At 59.3% G+C, this 15185-nt stretch carries 17 protein-coding genes and 1 pseudogene; 7 read left to right on the forward strand and 11 right to left on the reverse strand.

Features of this window, described 5'->3' with window-relative positions; all coding sequences use genetic code 11:
• The 3 genes from GPS82_RS09650 to GPS82_RS09660 form a co-directional block, all read left to right on the forward strand.
• Positions 1–245, forward strand: a 245-nt coding sequence (locus tag GPS82_RS09650; RefSeq protein WP_296493892.1) for a pyridoxamine 5'-phosphate oxidase family protein, incomplete at its 5' end; no start/stop codon positions are given.
• A gap of 9 nt (positions 246–254) precedes the next feature.
• Positions 255–659, forward strand: coding sequence for a TspO/MBR family protein (locus GPS82_RS09655; protein WP_296493894.1), 405 nt, complete (start codon positions 255–257; stop codon positions 657–659).
• 19 nt (positions 660–678) lie between these two features.
• Positions 679–1077 carry a DUF2177 family protein gene (locus tag GPS82_RS09660; RefSeq protein ID WP_296493896.1) on the forward strand — a complete coding sequence of 133 codons (399 nt, stop codon included), beginning with the start codon at positions 679–681 and terminating at the stop codon, positions 1075–1077.
• 143 nt (positions 1078–1220) lie between these two features.
• Here GPS82_RS09660 and GPS82_RS09665 read toward each other — a convergent pair whose 3' ends face one another.
• The 6 genes from GPS82_RS09665 to sucC form a co-directional block, all read right to left on the reverse strand.
• Entirely contained in the window at positions 1221–2066 is an 846-nt protein-coding gene (locus tag GPS82_RS09665) for a M48 family metallopeptidase (protein WP_296493898.1), read from the reverse strand.
• A 15-nt stretch (positions 2067–2081) separates the two neighbouring features.
• Positions 2082–4454 carry a GspE/PulE family protein gene (locus GPS82_RS09670; RefSeq protein WP_296493900.1) on the reverse strand — a complete coding sequence of 791 codons (2373 nt, stop codon included), beginning with the start codon at positions 4452–4454 and terminating at the stop codon, positions 2082–2084.
• A gap of 74 nt (positions 4455–4528) precedes the next feature.
• Positions 4529–5161 (reverse strand): FHA domain-containing protein, encoded by a 633-nt coding sequence (locus GPS82_RS09675; RefSeq protein ID WP_296493901.1) that lies wholly within the window; start codon positions 5159–5161, stop codon positions 4529–4531.
• A gap of 30 nt (positions 5162–5191) precedes the next feature.
• The gene (locus tag GPS82_RS09680; protein ID WP_296493905.1) at positions 5192–5977 is read right to left on the reverse strand and encodes a Stp1/IreP family PP2C-type Ser/Thr phosphatase; all 786 of its coding nucleotides are present in this window, start codon (positions 5975–5977) and stop codon (positions 5192–5194) included.
• A 123-nt stretch (positions 5978–6100) separates the two neighbouring features.
• Positions 6101–6994, reverse strand: coding sequence for a succinate--CoA ligase subunit alpha (sucD, locus tag GPS82_RS09685; RefSeq protein WP_296493907.1), 894 nt, complete (start codon positions 6992–6994; stop codon positions 6101–6103).
• Positions 6995–7060: 66 nt separating this feature from the next.
• Complete coding sequence (gene sucC, locus GPS82_RS09690; RefSeq protein WP_296493909.1) at positions 7061–8224, reverse strand: ADP-forming succinate--CoA ligase subunit beta; 1164 nt, start codon at positions 8222–8224, stop codon at positions 7061–7063.
• Between the two features lie 161 nt (positions 8225–8385).
• On the opposite strand from sucC, the gene argC reads away from it, so the two are divergent.
• Positions 8386–9321, forward strand: coding sequence for an N-acetyl-gamma-glutamyl-phosphate reductase (argC, locus tag GPS82_RS09695; protein ID WP_296493910.1), 936 nt, complete (start codon positions 8386–8388; stop codon positions 9319–9321).
• A gap of 30 nt (positions 9322–9351) precedes the next feature.
• On the opposite strand, the gene recX is transcribed toward argC, so the two are convergent.
• Positions 9352–9801 carry a recombination regulator RecX gene (recX, locus tag GPS82_RS09700; protein ID WP_296493913.1) on the reverse strand — a complete coding sequence of 150 codons (450 nt, stop codon included), beginning with the start codon at positions 9799–9801 and terminating at the stop codon, positions 9352–9354.
• Positions 9802–9816: 15 nt separating this feature from the next.
• Entirely contained in the window at positions 9817–10899 is a 1083-nt protein-coding gene (gene recA, locus GPS82_RS09705) for a recombinase RecA (protein WP_296493915.1), read from the reverse strand.
• A gap of 153 nt (positions 10900–11052) precedes the next feature.
• On the opposite strand from recA, the gene GPS82_RS09710 reads away from it, so the two are divergent.
• The 3 genes from GPS82_RS09710 (at position 11053) to GPS82_RS09720 (ending at position 13815) form a co-directional block, all read left to right on the forward strand.
• A complete protein-coding gene (locus GPS82_RS09710; RefSeq protein ID WP_296493918.1) occupies positions 11053–11526 on the forward strand; it encodes a MarR family transcriptional regulator in 474 nt (157 codons plus the stop codon).
• Positions 11527–11592: 66 nt separating this feature from the next.
• Entirely contained in the window at positions 11593–12267 is a 675-nt protein-coding gene (locus tag GPS82_RS09715) for a response regulator transcription factor (RefSeq protein WP_296493921.1), read from the forward strand.
• Positions 12268–12414: 147 nt separating this feature from the next.
• Positions 12415–13815: a sensor histidine kinase gene (locus GPS82_RS09720; RefSeq protein WP_296493931.1), complete on the forward strand. Its 1401-nt coding sequence runs from the start codon at positions 12415–12417 to the stop codon at positions 13813–13815.
• Here the strand turns inward: GPS82_RS09720 and GPS82_RS09725 are convergent.
• The 3 genes and pseudogenes from GPS82_RS09725 to GPS82_RS09735 form a co-directional block, all read right to left on the reverse strand.
• Complete coding sequence (locus GPS82_RS09725; protein WP_296493924.1) at positions 13812–14255, reverse strand: hypothetical protein; 444 nt, start codon at positions 14253–14255, stop codon at positions 13812–13814. The two genes, GPS82_RS09720 and GPS82_RS09725, sit on opposite strands and share 4 nt — an antisense overlap.
• A 9-nt stretch (positions 14256–14264) precedes the next feature.
• Complete coding sequence (locus GPS82_RS09730; RefSeq protein ID WP_296493927.1) at positions 14265–15095, reverse strand: biotin--[acetyl-CoA-carboxylase] ligase; 831 nt, start codon at positions 15093–15095, stop codon at positions 14265–14267.
• A gap of 4 nt (positions 15096–15099) precedes the next feature.
• Positions 15100–15185, reverse strand: a pseudogene (locus GPS82_RS09735) (SET domain-containing protein-lysine N-methyltransferase); the annotation flags it as partial.

A 15185-nucleotide genomic window follows, 5' to 3' on the forward strand; every position in this document is an offset into this window, starting at 1 on the left:
AGTTGATCGTATTGCGCGACCGGCAGTTGATTGAGAAGATGTGGAAAGAAGCATGGAAGGTATGGTTTCCGGATGGCAAGTCCGACCCGAACATCGCCTTGCTGAAATTTACCGCGCACGAAGGTGAATACTGGGACAACGCCGGCCTGCAGGGTCTTAAATATGTTTACGATGTCGCCAAGGCGTACGTGGCCGGAGATACGCCGAAAACAGACGACGCACAGCACGCAAAAGTCCGCTTGTAATTGAATTCGATGAACACCTACAACTGGTATTCGCAACTGATCAAACCGACTTGGGCGCCTCCAGGCTGGCTCTTCGGACCCGTGTGGACGGTGCTCTACGCAATCATTGCCGTGACCTATGGCACGGTGTTCTATAAAGCCTTCACAGGCAAAATCTCGTTGATGGTGGCGCTGCCCTTTGCGCTGAATCTTGTGTTCAATCTGGCCTTTACGCCCATCCAGTTCGGTCTCCAGAATAATCTGCTTGCGGCCCTGGATATTGTGCTGGTGGTGGCCACGCTCATCTGGGCGCTTGTGGCCGTCTGGCAGGCAGCGCCTGACTTGCGCTGGGTGGTCTATGCCAACATTCCATACCTTTTGTGGGGCATGTTCGCAACGGCATTGCAACTGTCGATCACGTACCTGAACGCCTAAAACTTCGCCGCTAATTTTCATGCTCATCAAGCTCTACGCCATCGCGTTTCCCGTCTTCCTTGCCATGGACATGATCTGGCTTGGGTTGGTGGCCAAGAATTTCTACCAAAACCAAATTGGTTTCATGATGAAGAGTGAAATCAATTGGGCAGCCGCGTTTCTTTTCTACTTGTTGTTTGTTTTTGGGCTCGTGCTTTTCGTCATTGGGCCAGCAATGGAGAAGAACTCATGGGTTCACGCTCTATTGTTTGGTGCGCTCTTCGGACTCGTCACTTATGCCACCTACGACCTCAGCAACCTTGCGACGCTCAAAGATTGGTCTCTTTTGGTCACGATTGTCGATTTGGCGTGGGGCGCTACGCTTTCCGCTTCGGTCTCAACCGCAACCTATTTCATCGCGCGTAAAGTCGGCCTTTGAATAGAGCAACTTTCGCTTTAGCAACTGCGATTTCGTCTTGAACCCGATAGCCGATCCCACAACACATAACGATGACCAAAAAATCATTGTTGGGTGAAAAATGACTGCACCGTTTTATGCACAGGCTCCAACTATTGCAGGTTTCACTTGACCTGGCTGCGTGCGTACAGTGGCATCACTTTGGGTAAATTGGCCTGAATGTCGGCAATCCGGGTGTCGCCCGAGGGGTGGGTTGACAGCCATTGCGGTGGCGCCCCTTTGCTGGCCGCCGCCATTTTTTGCCACAGCGTGACACCGGCGCGTGGGTCAAAACCAGCACGCGCGGCCAGTTCCATGCCCACCAGGTCGGCGTCGGATTCGTCGCTGCGGCTGAATTGCAAGGTGAGCAACTGCGCGCCATAACTGGTCACGGTCTGGCCCAGTTGACCCAGGCCCAGCACATTGCTGAGCAGATTGGCACCGATGCCGGTGGCCGCATTTTTGCCCATGCGCGCCCTGGCGTGTTCGCGCAGCGCATGGGCGATCTCATGACCCATGACGGTGGCAACTTCGTCATCGGTCAATTTCAGCTTGTCCAGAATGCCGCTGTAAAACGCGATCTTGCCGCCCGGCATGCAAAACGCATTGATTTGCTGGCTGCCGATCAAATTGACCTCCCAGCGCCAGTTTTTGGCGCGCGGGTTCCAGCCCATCGCATGGGGAATGATGCGTTGCGCAATGGCACGCAAGCGCCTGACCTGGGGATGATTCTTGCCGCCCAGCGCTTTTTGGGCAGCGGCCTGTTGCAGCATCTCGGCATATTGCTGCGCCGCAGACTGCTCAATGGTGTCGGCCGGTACCAGCCTGCTGAACACCGAGTTGCCGCCCACCTCCACCCCCTCGCGGGCGCCGTCTTGCGCCAAGGCCAGGCCGGGCGACAGCAGCAACAAGGTCAGGCCCTGAAGCAGCGGCCGGCGTTGGCAGCACAGGCAAGTGTGGTGGCTGGTCATGTCAACCGGAATCGGCTACTTGATGCAGACCGAGCGCACCATTTTGAGGTCAGTGAGCCCCATCATGACTTTTTCCATGCCGTCCATCTTCAGGGTTCGCATGCCGCCTTCCACCGCGGCGGCAAAAATCTCTGCCACCCGGGCACGCTCCTGAATCAGTTGCTTGATGCCATCGTCGGCAATCAACAATTCGTGCAGGCCAACCCGGCCTTTGTAGCCCGTCTGGTTACATTTGTCACACCCGACATGGCGGTAAAACCTGAGCGGCCCGCCGTCACCGAATTGGGCTTGCCAACGCGCAATGAGTTGCGCCAGTTCAACGTCGTAATGGTCTTTCCAGAGGACGGAATGCCTTAATTCGTCAGCGTATTCGACGGCAAACAGGTGCAATTCGTCAGCATCAGGCACGTAGGCTTCTTTGCAGACACACAGTTTTTTGGCCAGACGTTGCGCCAGAATCCCCAGCAAGGCATCGGCAAAATTGAATGGATCCATGCCCATGTCCAGCAGCCGGACGATGGACTCTGGCGCTGAATTGGTGTGCAGGGTGGAAAAAACCAGGTGGCCGGTGAGCGAGGCTTCCACGCCCATGGCCACGGTTTCGTGGTCGCGCGACTCACCCACCATGATGATGTCGGGGTCGGCGCGCAAAAATGAACGCATGACCATGGCAAAGTCGATGCCTGCCTTCCTGTTGATCTGCACCTGGCGCAAGCCTTTTTGGGTGATTTCAACCGGGTCTTCCACGGTCCATATCTTGGTGTCTGGTTTGTTGAGGGTTTTCAGGATCGAGTGCAAGGTGGTGGTTTTGCCCGAGCCGGTGGGGCCGCACACATAAAACAGGCCATAGGGCTTTTCAATGGTTCTGACCACACGCTCCATGTTGTGCGCCGTCAGCCCCAATTTATCCAGCGGAATCGGTTCGCCAGAGGCCAGAATCCGCATCACCACGTCTTCAACGCCGCCGGCCGATGGGATGGTGGCAACACGCAGCTCAATATCGATCGGGCCGTATTTTTTGAACTTGATCTTGCCGTCTTGCGGTTTGCGACGCTCTGAAATATCGAGGTCGCACATGATTTTCAGCCGTGTCACCATGGCCTGGCGAAAATGGGCGGGCACTTCAATATAGGGTTGCAGCGAGCCGTCAATGCGAAAACGGATGCCGGTCTTGAGTTTGCCGGGCATGGGCTCGATGTGAATGTCAGACACTCCCTGGTGGTAGGCATCCAGAATGACCTTGTTGACAAACTTGACGAGTTCATTGTCCGCGGCGGCAGACTCAAGCGAATCTTCAGTGCTGCCATCGTCTATGGGCGAGCTGTCCATGTCGGCGAGCATGTCGCTGATGCTGCCGCTTTCAGCCTCCACGCCAAAAATCTGGCTCAGGGTCTGCATGAACTCGAAGCGCGTTGTGACGCGGTAAGAAAACTTGGCTATGCGCGGAAAAACCTGGGACACAATGCGCGAACTGCGAACAGCCTCCGGGTCCAGGCACATGATGACCAAACCGTCCGGAGAGTCTTCAAGTGGAATCCAGCCCTGCTCTTCAGTGAATTCCCGATTGAGCGCGCCGTGCAGTGCTTCGGCGCGTATGCGTCCCTCGCTGAAGGCTTCGTAAGGAACGCTGAAAAATTTGGCCAGCGAGGGACCAATCTGGGCCGGGCGAACCTGGAAATCGGTCAGCAGGACATGCTCAACCGTCAGCCCTTGTTTGCGCGCCTGCTGCAGGCAGTGCTCCAACTCTGCCGCGCTCATGATGTCACTGGTGACCAGACCATCATATTTGGTGACCATGCGCCGCACGCCTTCTTCCTGCTTGCGAATGCGCTGCCGGATGGCCGCTGCCAGGGTTTTGCAAAGCTGGGTGATGCCCTCAACATCCAGGTCGCCAAATGGCTGGCCGGTTTTGTTGTTGATGATTTGCAACACACCATACAGCGTGCCGTCTGCCAGAATAGGCGCCGTCAGCATCTGCTTGGTGCGGTAACCTGAGCGTTTGTCCACCTCTTTGAAAAAACTCAGCGACGGGTGAAACCATTTCAGGGCGTCATCATCATAGGCATCCGACAAATTGACCAGTTTCTGGCTGAAGGCAACATAACCCGCAACACTATTTGGCGTGATGGGCAGTTTCAGGTCGCGGCTGCTATTGAGACCGGTCTTGATTTTGGAAACGATCGCATTGCGCTCCTCGTTGACCACATAGAGCGTCAGTCGATCAGCGTTGAACAGATGGCAAATTTCCTGGCTCGACCCCAACATGAGCTGCTCAATGTTGTCGGTCTCATGAATACGCGCAGTCACTTCCTGAAGCTGCTTGTAGAAATGCGCCTCCAAGGTCATGCCGCCTTGGTCTGCAGTGAAAGTCTGGTTGAGAGAGTTCATTTTTCCTGTTGACGGGACATCGAAACCCTCGTCCTGTCAGGCGCGATTTTGTGAACGACGCGGTGCCGGCTTGATCAGCATTGAGAAAACTGCAGGACGTTGCCGTCCAGGGTGATTTGGTCGCCTTCACTGAGGATGACGGGTTGCTGGCCAACCGGCGAGCCGTTGAGCAAGGGAGCGTCCACGCCGGCAACAAGGTGCACAAAGTAGTTTTGCTCATCACGTGTGATGGCCGCCACCGCAACGCCTGGCTTGCCAAACGTCGTGACCATTTTGACCAGGGGCAGTTCACGCCCAAGCGACGGACCCGCGACGACCTTGATGCGACCCACCAGCAGGGTGGCAGGCTGGTCCTGATTCGTCATTGGCATCAGGCTGGCTTGAACGGTCAGGCCTTCCTCTTGGGCATCCGCATCACTTGGTCCGGTGGCAAATTTGATCTTGAAATTCCCGATCTCAATGAGATCACCGTCCTGCAGGACTGCGTTCTTGACGGCGCGCCCGTTGACAAAGGTGCCATTGGTGCTGTCAAGGTCTTCAATCGTCACTTGCTCGTCTTGCTGAATCAGGCAGGCATGCCGACCACTGACCGCCATATTTGCAATGATCACATCGCTGTCGGGACGTCGACCCAGGATGGTTCGTTCCTTGTTGAGCTTGACTTCCTGGGTGAAATCATTGTCAAGATAGATGGTGATATGGGGCACAAACACCTCCTGTAAACATGTGTCTATAGATTAACTGACAAACAAAGCCGGCAATTTGCCAGGTTGGTCTGGCGCACTCTTGGCGTGGATCAATACAACCGCGATATTATCCCGTCCACCTTTGGCATTGGCCAGGTTAATTAACGCAGAGGTGAGCTTGACAATGTTGTTTTCCGCGAGCATCAGGCTGGCAATACTGGCATCATCCACCATATCGGTCAAGCCATCGGAACACATCAGGTAAAAATCACCCGGCACAACGGGATGGATCTTGACCTCAAACTGCAATTCCGGGTCAACGCCAAGAGCCCGCGTCAGTATATGTCGACTTGGGGTCATGGCGGTATCCTCCCGCATGATCAAACCGGCGTCCACCTGTTCTTGCAGCATCGAGTGGTCCTTGGTGATTCGCAGCAAAATGCCATCCCGAAGACGATAACAGCGAGAGTCTCCAACGTGCGTCAAAATCAGGCGATCACCATAAAAAATGCCCGCGACCAGGGTGGTTCCCATGTCCTTGTAATCCGGATTGTGTTTGGCCGCCTGCAGGATCGCCTGGTTGGCGTTGTCAACACAGCTTGCCAGGATGCGACAAATATCGTCCGCCGGGCTTGCTGCCGCACTGGTTGCCAGAAAACGGGTCAACTCCCCGGCGATCAAGTGGGTGGTCATACCGCTGGCGACTTCACCCGCGTTGTAACCGCCCATGCCATCCGCCAACACCGCCACGCCCCAGCGCTCGTCAAATATGACGGCATCTTCGTTGTTGCGACGAAGCAAGCCAGGATCGGTTCTGGCGCTGAAGGTGTAATCCATGGCAGGGTTTGAAATCGGGACGGGCCAAATCAAGCTTAAAACGACAAAGCCGGATTGTCCATCAGGAAATCCGGCTTCGTGCCTTTGACCTAGTCAAAAGCTGTGGTTCGCAGGCTAATGCCTTTACAGCATGGCTTTAAGCAACTTGGCCATTTCGGACGGGTTGCGCGTTACCTTGAAGCCGCACTCTTCCATCACAGCCAGTTTGGCTTCAGCGGTATCGGCACCGCCAGAAATCAGGGCGCCGGCGTGGCCCATGCGCTTGCCCGCTGGGGCTGTGACACCCGCGATAAAGCCAACGATGGGTTTTTTCATGTTGAGCTTGCACCAGCGCGCCGCTTCGGCCTCGTCCGGGCCGCCGATTTCGCCAATCATGATCACCGCATCGGTGTCAGGATCGTCGTTGAACGCCTGCATCACATCAATGTGCTTGAGGCCGTTGATCGGGTCGCCGCCAATACCGACGGCGCTGGACTGGCCCAGGCCGATTTCGGTCAGTTGTGCCACGGCTTCGTAGGTCAGCGTGCCAGAGCGGCTGACCACGCCAATACGACCCTTGCGGTGAATGTGGCCGGGCATGATGCCGATCTTGATCTCGTCAGGGGTGATCAGGCCGGGGCAATTGGGACCCAACAGCAGGGTCTTCTTGCCGCCCGCGGCTTCCTTGGCTTTCATGCGGTTGCGCACTTCGAGCATGTCACGGATCGGGATGCCCTCGGTGATGCAGATGGCCAGGTCCAGATCGGCTTCAACGGCTTCCCAGATGGCAGCGGCGGCACCCGAGGGAGGCACGTAAATCACGCTGACAGTGGCACCCGTTTCCGACGCCGCTTCCTTGACGGATGCGTAGATCGGGATATTAAAGATCGACTCGCCGGCCTTCTTGGGGTTCACACCGGCGACAAAACAGTTCTTGCCGTTGGCGTATTCCTGGCATTTTTCAGTGTGAAACTGACCGGTCTTGCCGGTGATGCCCTGGGTGATGACCTTGGTGTCTTTGTTGATGTAGATAGACATTTTTATTTCCTAATCGGTTGGGGACAGGGCTGGCTCACCGTGTGTAGCTGCGCACGGTCCCACAAATTATTTGGCGACTGCTTTAACGGACGCCTGGGCAGCCTCTGCCATGGTGTCCACGGAAATGATTGGCAGACCGCTTTCGGCCAGCATCTTCTTGCCCAGCTCTTCGTTGGTGCCCTTCATGCGAACGATCAGCGGCACATTCAGGTTGGTGGCCTTGCAGGCAGCGATGATGCCGGTGGCAATGGTGTCGCACTTCATGATGCCGCCGAAAATGTTGACCAGAATGGCCTCGACCTTGGGGTTTTTCAGCATGATCTTGAAGGCTTCGGTAACCTTCTCGGGAGTGGCGCCGCCGCCCACGTCCAAAAAGTTGGCCGGCTCGGCGCCGAACAGCTTGATGGTGTCCATGGTCGCCATGGCCAGACCAGCACCGTTCACCAGGCAGCCAATGTTGCCGTCCAGGCTGATATAGGCCAAGTCAAACTTGCTGGCTTCGACTTCGGCCGGGTCTTCTTCGTCGAGGTCGCGGAAAGCGACGATCTCGGGGTGGCGGAACAGCGCGTTGTCATCAAAGTTGAACTTGGCATCAATGGCCTTGATGTTGCCGTTGCCTTCGAGGATCATCGGGTTGATTTCAACCAGCGACGCGTCGGTGTCCATGTACACCTTGTAGATTTTTTGCAGCACGTCAACCGCCTGGGCAGTTGAACCGGCGGGCACGCCAATGGCGTTGGCCAGTTTGGTGGCCTGCGCTTCGGTCAGGCCGGTGGCGGGATCGACGATTTCGGTAATGATTTTCTCGGGCGTTTCGTGTGCCACGTCTTCAATCGACATGCCGCCCTCAGATGAGACGATCATCGCCACGCGCTGGCTGGCGCGGTCGGTCACGGCAGACACGTAGTACTCTTTCTTGATGTCGGCGCCGTCTTCAATCAGCAGGCGACGCACTTTTTGACCTTCGGGGCCAGTCTGGTGCGTGATGAGTTGCATGCCCAGGATCTCACCTGATATCTTTTTCACATCGTCGATGGAGCGGGCCAGCTTGACGCCACCGCCCTTGCCACGGCCCCCGGCATGAATCTGCGCCTTGACCACCCAGACTGGGCCGCCGAGTTTTTGTGCGGCTTCCACCGCCTCTTGAACGGTGAAAGCAGCAATGCCGCGAGGCACTGGCACACCAGCTTGGCGCAAGATTTCCTTGCCTTGGTACTCGTGAATTTTCATGAGCTCTCTCTCAGGAATGAATGGTTGGATAGCCGACTGGTGTCACCCGCTGGACAACACCAGGGGCACCGGGCGAAGCAATTGCGGACTGTATCATGCTGAATTAAGGCAATCTGTTGCCAGTCTTACAAGCGCAGCTATTTTCAGGAATTAACTTCACCATGCAAAAAATATTCATCGACGGCGAGGCGGGCACCACCGGTTTGCAAATTCGCGAACGCCTGCAGAACCTGGCCGGCATCGAACTCATCAGCATTGCGCCTGAGCGCCGCAAAGACGCCTCCGCCAAGCGCGACTTGATGGCGCAGGCTGATCTTGTGGTGCTCTGCTTGCACGACGATGCGGCGCTGGAGTCGGTCGCCATGATCGACGCACTGGAAAAAAGCAGCGGTCGGGCCGGCCCCAAAATTATCGACGCCTCAACCGCGCACCGCACTGCAGCCGGCTGGGTTTATGGCTTTGCCGAACTGGCACCAGGGCAACGCGAGGCAATTCAGGCCGCACGCCGCGTGGCCAACCCGGGCTGTTATGCCACCGGCGCCATTGCACTCGTGCGTCCGTTGGTCGACGCCGGACTGATCCCGGCCGATTTCCCGCTGTGTTTACCCTCGGTCAGCGGCTACTCGGGCGGGGGCCGCCCCATGATCGAGGCCTATGAGCAGGGCTCGGCGCCGGCCTTTGAGTTGTACGGCCTGGGTTTGAAGCACAAGCACATCCCTGAAATCATGGCTTTTACCGGCCTGACGCGCCGCCCCCTGTTTGTGCCGTCGGTCGGCAACTTCCGCCAGGGCATGCTGGTGCAGGTTCCGCTGCATCTGGACCTGCTGCCGGGCCAGCCCAGCGCTGACGACCTGCAGCAGGCGCTGGCCCAGCACTATGCCAACAGCGAATGGGTCAAGGTGTTGCCTGCCACCCCCGACTACAAACTCGATGCGGTGGCGCTGGCCGACACCAACCAAATGGAACTGCGGGTATTTGCCAACCGTGACGCGGGTGACGGCTTTCGCCATGCGGTGCTGGTGGCGCGGCTTGACAACCTGGGCAAGGGCGCCAGTGGCGCGGCGGTGCAAAACCTGCAATTGATGTTGGGGTTGTAGCCATCAGGGTGATGGCTTGGGGGCCAGCGCTTAATCGTCGTCGCCGCCCGACACCACACGGTGGATGGTGTCACCGCCAAAGCCACGGCTGGCCAGAAACCGCATTTGCCGGGCCCGCTCGGCAGAGTCTTCGGGCGGATGGCCAAACTTTTTCTGCCAAACCGCCCTGGCACGGGCCAGTTCGGTGCTGCGCAACCCGGCCACTGCCTCTGACACCGCTTGCGGATCAAGGCCCTTGGCTTGCAACTCCTGCTTGATGCGTGAAGCACCGAGTTTGGCGGCGCGCCGGTTGACCACCGACTCGACCACCCGCTGCTCGCTGATGAAGCCCTTGGCCTGCAGCTCATCAAGCGCCAGCGCCAGACTGCCCGGCTCTTCTTCAAATTGCTGCAGCTTGCGCTCCAGTTCGGCGCGCGAATGTTCGCGCCCGCTGAGCAGCCGCAAGGCGCGACCTTTCAGGGAGGGTTGATCAAACGCCACAGCTTGTCATGCCGGTCAGACCGCCTTCTTGCCTGCCGCCTTGGCCTCTGCCGCGGGTGCCTCAACACCGGCCAGCAGCGGAATACCCAGCGAGGCGCGCACCTTGTTTTCAATCTCTTGTGACAGGCTCGGGTTTTCCTTCAAAAATTCCCGCGCGTTGTCACGGCCTTGACCAACTTTTTCGCCGTTGTAGGCGTACCAGGCACCCGATTTGTCAAGAATGTTGGCGGTCACAGCCATGTCGATGATTTCACCCTCGCGGCTGATACCCTGACCGAACATGATGTCGAACTCGGCGGTCTTGAACGGTGGTGCCACCTTGTTTTTGACCACCTTGACCTTGGTCTCGTTGCCAATGGCTTCGTCGCCCTTCTTGATGGTGCCGGTGCGGCGAATGTCGAGTCGCACCGAGGCATAAAACTTCAGCGCATTGCCGCCGGTGGTGGTTTCGGGCGAACCGAACATGACTCCGATCTTCATGCGGATCTGGTTGATGAAGATCACCATGCAGTTGGTTTTCTTGATGTGGGCGGTGAGCTTGCGCAGCGCCTGACTCATCAGGCGGGCTTGCAGGCCGGGCAGGCTGTCGCCCATTTCACCCTCCAACTCGGCCTTTGGGGTCAGGGCCGCCACCGAGTCCACCACGATCAGGTCAACGGCGCCCGAGCGCACCAGGCTGTCCACAATTTCAAGCGCCTGCTCACCGGTATCAGGCTGGCTGATCAGCAGGTCCTGCAGATTGACACCCAGGTTCTGGGCGTACTGGATGTCAAGCGCGTGCTCGGCATCGACAAAAGCGCACTGGCCACCCACTTTTTGCATTTCGGCAATCACCTGCAAGGTGAGGGTGGTCTTGCCGGAAGACTCCGGGCCGTAAATCTCAACCACCCGGCCGCGCGGCAAACCGCCGACACCCAACGCCACATCCAGACCCAGTGAGCCGGTGGAAACCACCTGGATGTCTTCAATGACCTCACCCTCGCCCAGGCGCATGATGGTGCCCTTGCCAAACTGCTTTTCAATCTGGGCCAACGCCACTTGAAGGGCTTTGGCCTTTTCGGGATTGATGGGGGTGGGTGCTCTGACGGGTGCGTCCATGGGTTTCTCCTGGGGGTTAAAGCGGATTGAATACAACTTATCTCTTTTTTCATCCTCTGTTTTTAACAACAGGCTGGATGCTTGAACAGTAGTTTATGTTGATTGCTTAACTCAGTAAACCTATTTTTAGTCAATTTGGTTTACTATTTAGAGATGACTGACAAAGCTCCCGGCAACCCCTGGCGCCAGACCCACATGGGCTATTGGCTGGCCCAGGCATCGCTGCGTTTTGACGCCCGGGTGCTGGCGCTGATGGCCGCCAACGACGGCATGCCGCTGGCACTGGCCCATCTGGCGGCACGCGGCCACCTGACCGCCGCCCACGTGCACATTACCCGGCATCTGGCACTGGAGGGCTCACGCCTGACCGAACTGGCGGCGCGCGCCGGTGTCAGCAAGCAGGCCATGGGCAAGCTGGTGGACCAGTGCGAGGCCTGGGACCTGGTACGGCGCCAAAACGACCCGCGTGACGCGCGCGCCTGCCTTGTGGTGTTCACCCCGGCCGGCCTGAGCTGGTTGCAGGCGTTCAAAGAGGCGGTCGCGCAGGCGCAGACCGAACTGCAGGAAGCGGTGGGCTACGAGGTGGCAACCGTGATGGCACTCGGACTGGAAGCCTATGCCGCCTAGAATGCTCCAAAACGATACCATGCAGCGCGAGACTTTCATCAGACTGACCCAAACGAGGAGACATTCATGCGCATTTTGATAGCCGAAGACGACCAGGTTCTGGCAGATGGCCTGTTGCGCACCTTGCGCAGTTCAGGAGCCGCCGTCGATCACGTGGCCAGTGGCACCGAGGCCGATGCCGCCTTGATGACCAACACCGAGTTCGACCTGCTGATTCTTGATCTTGGGCTGCCCAGGATGCACGGCCTGGAGGTGCTCAAGCGCCTGCGGGCGCGCGGCTCAACCTTGCCGGTGATGATCCTGACGGCCGCCGACAGCGTCGAAGAGCGCGTCAAGGGGCTGGACTATGGCGCCGACGACTACATGGCCAAGCCCTTCAGCCTGCAGGAGCTCGAAGCCCGGGTGCGCGCCCTGAGCCGGCGCGGCATGGGCGCGGCCAGCAGCACCATCAAACACGGCCCGCTGATTTACGACCAGGGCGGCCGCGTGGCCAGCATCGACGGCGTCATGGTGGAGCTCTCGGCGCGCGAGTTGGGCCTGCTGGAGGTGTTGCTGCAGCGCGCCGGCCGGCTGGTCAGCAAGGACCAGCTGGTGGAACGGCTGTGTGAGTGGGGCGAAGAGGTGAGCAACAACGCCATCGAGGTCTACATTCACCGCCTGCGCAAAAAAATCGAAAAAGGCCCGATCCGCATCGCCACCGTTCGTGGCTTGGGCTATTGCCTGGAAAAAATCCCCGGCTAGAGATATGGCCCCCACGCTTGTCGCTGCGCGTACTGCGCTGCCCCCCGGGGGGGCTGACCTTCCTTGGGGCGGCCCGGCGCTGCGGTCGCTGTGGTGAATCAAACTCCGCGCGAGCAACGCTCGCTGTTTGGTGAAATCCTGGACTGGATGCTCACGCCACTGCTGTTGCTGTGGCCGCTGAGCCTGGTCATGACCTGGCTGGTGGCGCAGAACATTGCCGGCAAGCCTTTTGACCGCGCCCTCGAATACAACGTCCGCGCCATGGCGCAACTCATCACCATCCAGCAGGGCAAGGCCCGGTTTTCCTTGCCCCGACCGGCGCGTGAATTGCTGCGCGCCGATGATTCCGACACGGTGTATTACCAGGTGCTGGGCCCGCGCGGCGAATTGCTGGGCGGCGAAAGCGACCTGCCGGCACCCACGACGCTTGAGCCGGTGGTGCTTGATGAAGTTCGGCTGCGCGATGACGTGGTCAAGGGTTTTGATGTCAAGGTGGCTTACTTATGGGTCAATTTGTCGGTTCCGGGTGCCCGACCCGCGCTGATTCAAGTCGCCGAGACCATGGAAAAGCGCTCAGTGCTGGCCACCGAGATTGTCAAGGGCGTGATGCTGCCGCAGTTTGTCATTCTGCCGCTGGCCGTGCTGCTGGTGTGGCTGGCGCTGGTGCAGGCGATCAAGCCCCTGCACCAGCTTGAAGAGCGCATCCGCGCCCGCAAGCCCGACGACCTGAGCCCGATCGATGCCCAGGCTGTGCCGGTGGAGGTGACGCCCCTGGTCGATGCGGTGAATGACCTGCTGCTGCGCTTGACGGACTCCATTGCCACCCAGAAGCGCTTTCTTGCCGATGCCGCGCACCAGCTCAAAACTCCGCTGGCCGGGCTGCGCATGCAGGCCGAAATCGCCCAGCGCGAAGGCGCCAGCGCCGACGACCTGAAACATTACTTGCGGCAGATTGGTCGCGCCAGCATCCGCGCCACCCACAGCGTCAACCAGTTGCTGGCGCTGGCCCGCGCCGAAAGCAACGGCTCGGCCATGCCGCGCACGGTGTGCGATCTGGCGGAACTGACCATGTCGGTGGTGCGCGACAGCGTCCCGCGCGCCCTGGAAAAACACATCGATTTGGGTTATGAGGGCACGCAGCCCGGCAACCCGAGTTGCACCGTGCTGGGCAACCCCACGCTGCTCAAGGAAATGGTGCGCAACCTGGTTGACAACGCCATCAACTACACCCCGTCGAGCCTGGAAAAGCCCGGTGTGATCACCGTGCGCGTGCTCACCGACCCCTTTGGTCACATTCTGGTGTTGCAAGTTGAAGACTCCGGCGCAGGCGTGCCCGAGGCCGAGCGCGAGCTCATCTTTCAGCCCTTTTACCGCGCCCTGGGGACCGAAGCCGATGGCTCGGGGCTGGGTCTGCCGATTGTTCTTGAAATTGCCCAGCAACACAACGCCAGTGTCAGCCTGGAAGAAGCGCACCCGGGCCACACACCGGTTGGCGCGCGATTCATCGTGCGGTTCAACGCTTTGGCATCAGCCAGCGAGGCGGCCTAACGGGCCTGTTCGTCATCAGGACAGAAATCAAACACAGCGCCGGGTAGCGCAGCCTCAAGGGCGGGCAACTGCGCTTGCATGATCGCGTTCAGGGCCGGCAAGCGCAGGCGCGCACCTTGCCCATCGGCCTGCTCCAGCAGCAACCAGCTTCCGGGCGGCCATGACGTTTGCAGAATGCTCTGCACTGCGTCGGACTGCGCCTTGGTCAGGAGCCCCGACTGCCGGCAAACGGTGGGCTCAGGGGCCGCGATGACGGCGGGTGGCTGGCCTTCGGCCGCGCTCAGGATGGTGATGGCCTGCGGGCGTATTTGCTGCGCCAGGCGCTGCGGTTCGCGTTGTGGCGCGGGTCCGAAACCATAGGGCAGCAGCCAACCCTCACCCCAAGCCCAATACATCGCGTTGAGCAGCAGCAATATCAGGGCAAAAGTGCGCCACCTCATGCTTTGGGCTCACAAATATTCATAGCCCGGACCAGGTTGTGGGCGCACGCTGACCTCGGCGCTGGTGACGCGCTGCACGCCGTGTGCGGTAGCTACCAGCAAGGCGCCGCTGGCGTCAACGCCGTGTGCCAGCCCTTGCAGGCCATCGCTGAGCGTGACCGGCAATTGCGCCAGCGCGTCGCGCGCATTGAAGGCGTTCTGGAACGGCGCAAAACCATGGGCCTCGAAGCGCTGCACAGCCTGCACCAGCGGGGCGGCGATGCGCAACAAGGCCTGCGCCGCATCCACCCCCGGCAATAACTCCTCCAAACCGACTGGCGCGGTTGACAAGCCGGTGGCATCGGGCGACCGCAGGTTGATGCCGACGCCAATCACCACATAACGGCTGGCGCTGGCGTCCCCCCAATTGGTGGTCTCGATCAAAATACCGGCCAGCTTGCGGTCATGCCACCACAGGTCGTTGGGCCATTTGAGGCGGATGTCGGGGTGCAGGCTTTGCGCCACGCTCAGGCCCACCGCCAGCGACAGGCCCGACCAGTCGGCTGGCGCCAGATTCAGCCCCAGCGAAAAAGTCAACGCAGGGATGACCCCCACGCTTGCCACTGCGTGTGCTGCGCCACTGTGCCACTGCCGCCCCATGCGGCCGCGGCCGGCGGTTTGCTGCTCGGCCACCAGCAGCACCGGATCCGGGCGACCGGCGCGGGCGCGGCGCATCAGTTCGGAATTGGTTGAATCCACTTCTGCCAGCACTTCCACGGTAAAGCCCGGCAAGACAGGGGCCACGGCCTCCCAGATGGCCTCGGCGGGCCAGCGCACCGGCAGCGTGGGTGTGACAGGCATCGCTTTAGCGCCGCTTGGGGGCCAGCAGCGTGCCACGACAAGTGGCGGCGCCGCACCAGCAGGGGTACTCGGCCTTGAGCTTTTTGGTGT

The organism is Rhodoferax sp. (assembly GCF_011391645.1).
Classification (GTDB): Bacteria; Pseudomonadota; Gammaproteobacteria; order Burkholderiales; family Burkholderiaceae_C; genus Rhodoferax.

Coding starts and splice junctions, on each gene's coding strand:
- sucD (WP_296493907.1), bottom strand. CDS start 6,994: ATGTCTATCTACATCAACAAAGACACCAAGGTCATCACCCAGGGCATC.
- GPS82_RS09725 (WP_296493924.1), bottom strand. CDS start 14,255: ATGAGGTGGCGCACTTTTGCCCTGATATTGCTGCTGCTCAACGCGATG.
- GPS82_RS09665 (WP_296493898.1), bottom strand. CDS start 2,066: ATGACCAGCCACCACACTTGCCTGTGCTGCCAACGCCGGCCGCTGCTT.
- sucC (WP_296493909.1), bottom strand. CDS start 8,224: ATGAAAATTCACGAGTACCAAGGCAAGGAAATCTTGCGCCAAGCTGGT.
- argC (WP_296493910.1), top strand. CDS start 8,386: ATGCAAAAAATATTCATCGACGGCGAGGCGGGCACCACCGGTTTGCAA.
- GPS82_RS09670 (WP_296493900.1), bottom strand. CDS start 4,454: ATGAACTCTCTCAACCAGACTTTCACTGCAGACCAAGGCGGCATGACC.
- GPS82_RS09680 (WP_296493905.1), bottom strand. CDS start 5,977: ATGGATTACACCTTCAGCGCCAGAACCGATCCTGGCTTGCTTCGTCGC.
- GPS82_RS09720 (WP_296493931.1), top strand. CDS start 12,415: ATGCTCACGCCACTGCTGTTGCTGTGGCCGCTGAGCCTGGTCATGACC.
- GPS82_RS09655 (WP_296493894.1), top strand. CDS start 255: ATGAACACCTACAACTGGTATTCGCAACTGATCAAACCGACTTGGGCG.
- GPS82_RS09715 (WP_296493921.1), top strand. CDS start 11,593: ATGCGCATTTTGATAGCCGAAGACGACCAGGTTCTGGCAGATGGCCTG.
- GPS82_RS09660 (WP_296493896.1), top strand. CDS start 679: ATGCTCATCAAGCTCTACGCCATCGCGTTTCCCGTCTTCCTTGCCATG.
- GPS82_RS09710 (WP_296493918.1), top strand. CDS start 11,053: ATGACTGACAAAGCTCCCGGCAACCCCTGGCGCCAGACCCACATGGGC.
- recA (WP_296493915.1), bottom strand. CDS start 10,899: ATGGACGCACCCGTCAGAGCACCCACCCCCATCAATCCCGAAAAGGCC.
- GPS82_RS09730 (WP_296493927.1), bottom strand. CDS start 15,095: ATGCCTGTCACACCCACGCTGCCGGTGCGCTGGCCCGCCGAGGCCATC.